Source organism: Salipiger sp. PrR007 (genome assembly GCF_010499845.1).
GTDB lineage: Bacteria > Pseudomonadota > Alphaproteobacteria > Rhodobacterales > Rhodobacteraceae > Salipiger > Salipiger pacificus_A.
The window spans coordinates 1-3,508 of sequence record NZ_JAAGOZ010000069.1 but is presented as its reverse complement, the minus strand read 5'-3'; the positions used below and the strand labels follow the sequence as shown (position 1 = coordinate 3,508).

The following is a 3,508-nucleotide window of genomic DNA, read 5'->3' as shown; positions in this document are numbered from 1 at the left end:
CGCGGGGAGGGTCACATGGGTCAAATCTCAATGGAAATTACGCGCTCTCCCGGGTCAGTTCTGGGTGGAAATCAACAGACCAGCGTCTCGCCGCCCGGATGATCGCCGTGCCGGACACGGAACCGGCCGAGGTGCTGCTGATCGGCACGCGGTCCGGGCCTGCGCGCCGAAGCCGCTTTTTCGACGCGATCAACGCCACCCAGGGCCTGCTCGAGTTGACCGCGGATTTGACGATCCTGTCGTGCAATCCCCGCGCGCTCGCCATGCTGGCCAGACCGGAGAGCGCGGTTGTCGGCCTCGCGCTGGCAGAGCTCAGCGCCACGCCCGACCAGACCGCGCCGCTCCTGCGCAGCATCGCGGCACGCCGGAGCGACTGCCACCGCCTGGATTTTCCCCTCGGCGACGGCAGCTGCAGACATGTCACCAGTAGCCTGGTGCCGCTGCTCGGCCAGTCGGGCCAGGTGGAACGCGTCTTTCTGGTGCTGCGCGACGCCACCGAGGAAACCACCGAGACCCGGCGCGCCCAGAGCATCGCCTCCGCCGTGGAAGAGACAATGTCAGTGGTGGAATTCGATTCCATCGGGACGATTCTGGAAGTGAACCCCTGCTACCTTGCGCTGACGGGCTACGCCGCAGAGGAACTCCTGGGGCAGAACCAGAGCATCCTCTGCGCGCCCTCTCAAACCGAGGATGCGGCGCAGGCCGAGTTGTGGCGCCGGCTCACCGCCGGCGAGATCGTCACCGGCACCTACAAGCGGCGCACCAAGGACGGTGGCACGATCTGGATCGCGGCCTCTTACACCCCCGTGCCGGACCGCGAGGGAAAGCTCGACCGGGTCATCAAGGTCGCCCAGGACATCACCGAGAGTATCCTCCGGAGCGCCGATCTTCGCGCGATGCAGAGCGCGCTCGACCGTTCGAGCGCCCTTGCGGAATTCGATTCATCGGGTGTGATCCTGCACGCCAACGACAACTTTCTGGCGGCGCTCGGCTACGAGTTCGAAGAGGTCGTCGGGCGGCGGCACCGCGACCTTTTCCCCGCCCGAGTGGCGCAGGGCCCGGATCAGCGCGACTTGTGGAACAAGCTGAAGGCCGGCAGCCCGCAGTCGAGGGTCTTGGAGCACCTGGGCAAGGACGGCGCAAGCGTCTGGCTGCGCGCCAGCTATACGCCCGTGCGCGATGGCGAGGGCAAGGTCGCCAAGGTGCTGCAGATCGCCTATGACATCACCGCCGCGATGCAGGAGCAGGCCGAGGTCAGCGGCAAGCTGGCGGCGATCGATCGAAGCCAGGCGGTGATCGAGTTCGCGCTCGACGGCACGGTGCTCGGCGCCAACCGGAATTTCCTCGACCTGATGGGCTACGCGGAGACCGAGATCTCCGGCAAGCACCATCGGATCTTCTGCGAGCCGGACTACGCCAAGACCAACAGCTATGCCGAGTTCTGGAAGGCGCTGTCGGAGGGCGACTACCACCAGGGCGAGTACAAGCGGCTAAGCAAGGAGGGTCGCGAAGTCTGGATCCAGGCCACCTACAACCCGATCCTCGATGCCTCCGGCCATCCGGTGAAGGTGGTGAAATTCGCCATGGATGTCACCGCCCGCAAGCGTCACGAACTGGACGCCCAGAACCAGCTGCGCGCCATCGACCGAAGCCAGGCAATGATCCAGTTCGACATGGAAGGCCACGTGATCACCGCGAATGATACCTTCCTGCGGACAATGGGCTATTCGCTGCGCGAGGTGCAGCACCAGCATCATTCGATGTTTTGCGACCAGGACATGATCCGATCCGAGGAATACCGCGACTTCTGGGCCGACCTGCGCTCGGGGAAATTCCAGACCGGCCGCTATAGGCGGCTCGGGAAATTCGGCCGCGAGGTGTGGATCCTCGCGACCTATTCGCCCCTGCTCGACAGCCGCAATCGGCCGGTGGGCGTGGTGAAATGTGCCCAGGACATCACCCAGCAGGTGACGCTCGAGCAAGAGATCCAGAGGCAGGCTGACCGGATGAACGGCATCGTCGCCGAGCTCTCCGCCTCGATCAACAAGATCTCCGAGGCCACCCGCGCCTCGCTCGACGCCTCCGATTCCACCACGCGGACCGCCAGCGATGGGCTGGAGTTCCTCAACGCGGCGATCGAAGCGATCGAGCTCATCGAGAAATCCTCGTCCGAGATTGCCGAGATCACCCGGGTGATCTCGGAGATTGCCAACCAGACGAACCTTCTTGCCTTCAACGCCGCGATTGAGGCGGCGCGCGCCGGCGAGCACGGCGTGGGCTTCTCGGTCGTGGCCGACGAAGTGCGCAAGCTGGCCGAGCGCAGTTCCAAGGCGGCCCAGGAGATCGGCAAGCTCATCATCATCTCGGGCGAGCGGGTCAACCAGGGCACGGCGCGCTCGCGCAGCGCCCTGCAGAGCTTCGAGCAGATCGTGAATTCCTTGGGCCACACCGCGGAGTCGATCCGGACGATCGCGGACTGCGCAAGCTCTCAGGAAAACGTGTCGAGCGTCGTTGTTAGGATGATCGCGGATCTGAACAAGGCCGTGATCGCCAGATCGGGAAAATCCGATGGCGCGTGACGCCACCACGCGGTTGGCAGGGCGCCGGATGCCCGCCGCACTCGAGATACTCTCGAATGCGGCGGCGTCCGCAAATTCGGCAGGGACAGCGCTGGGCGCCGTCCGCCCAGATGTACCGCCCCCGCGCGCCCATTTGGCCGATGCGCGCGGGGGGCGCCTGACCGGCGCCTGGGGGCCGCCTGTTGTTCGATCTGGCGCAATCGCGCTCTACGCCCCGTCCGACGTGCCGATCTACGCGGCGCTTGGCGCTCTTGCTGGCGGTGCCGCCGTTCTGGATCTCCTACGGAATGCGCTCCTTCTGGGCGCTGTGCTGGGAGAGAAGGGCGTGGTGATGAACATCTTCGTCGGGCTTGGCCTGCTGGCGGAACCGGTTCAGGTTCGGCCGCAACCCGGCGGTCCTGGTCCCGAGACGAAGGCCGCCGCATGACCCGCGCGCCACGCCGCATCCCGCCCAAGGGCGGGTACCGCCAACGCCCTGTCGGCACCGGCATTACCTGGATTGACGAGCGCTTCATCCAGGACTTCCACCGCTACAACATCTGGCCCCTGCGCGGGCGGGAGCGGGATGTCATGGTCGACAGCGCCATGGGCGTGCTGCTCTCGGGCGACATCGTCTTTGACGGCCCGTTGACCGAAGACACCCCTCACGCCAAGGCAGATGCCTACATCCGTTCGATGCAACGCCGCGCGGCTGCCGGTGCGGATCGTGCACAGCGGACATTTCCCGTCGGTCTCCGGCGAGCGGCTGACCGAGATCTTCCCCGACTGGCTCAGGGACACGCGCGTATAGAGGGCGTCTAGAAGGCGTCTAGAGCGCCCCACCCGGATTGAGCGGCGGCAAGGCGGCCTGCCGCGCGCCGCGCGCTTCGCGGGGGCGGGCCGCCTCGAGTGCGCCGCGCAGGCCGGTCCAGGCCGTGTCCCCCGCCCCG

Annotated in this window: 3 protein-coding genes; all 3 read left to right on the top strand. The window is 66.3% G+C overall.

Features of this window, described 5'->3' with window-relative positions:
• The first annotated feature begins 107 nt into the window (after nt 1–107).
• The 3 genes from G0Q01_RS22225 to G0Q01_RS22215 are packed head-to-tail and all read left to right on the top strand — an operon-like array spanning nt 108 to nt 3,380.
• A complete protein-coding gene (locus tag G0Q01_RS22225; RefSeq protein WP_164213877.1) occupies nt 108–2,579 on the top strand; it encodes a PAS domain-containing methyl-accepting chemotaxis protein in 2,472 nt (823 codons plus the stop codon).
• Nucleotides 2,569–3,006, top strand: a complete 438-nt coding sequence (locus G0Q01_RS22220; RefSeq protein ID WP_164196875.1) for a hypothetical protein — start codon at nt 2,569–2,571, stop codon at nt 3,004–3,006. Before G0Q01_RS22225 ends, G0Q01_RS22220 begins: the two co-directional genes overlap by 11 nt.
• Nucleotides 3,003–3,380 carry a hypothetical protein gene (locus G0Q01_RS22215; protein WP_235940326.1) on the top strand — a complete coding sequence of 126 codons (378 nt, stop codon included), beginning with the start codon at nt 3,003–3,005 and terminating at the stop codon, nt 3,378–3,380. Before G0Q01_RS22220 ends, G0Q01_RS22215 begins: the two co-directional genes overlap by 4 nt.
• The last annotated feature ends 128 nt before the right edge of the window (nt 3,381–3,508 follow it).

Excerpts from the sequence above, each read along its gene's own strand:
- G0Q01_RS22220 (WP_164196875.1), top strand. The coding sequence starts at position 2,569 with ATGGCGCGTGACGCCACCACGCGGTTGGCAGGGCGCCGGATGCCCGCC.
- G0Q01_RS22215 (WP_235940326.1), top strand. The coding sequence starts at position 3,003 with ATGACCCGCGCGCCACGCCGCATCCCGCCCAAGGGCGGGTACCGCCAA.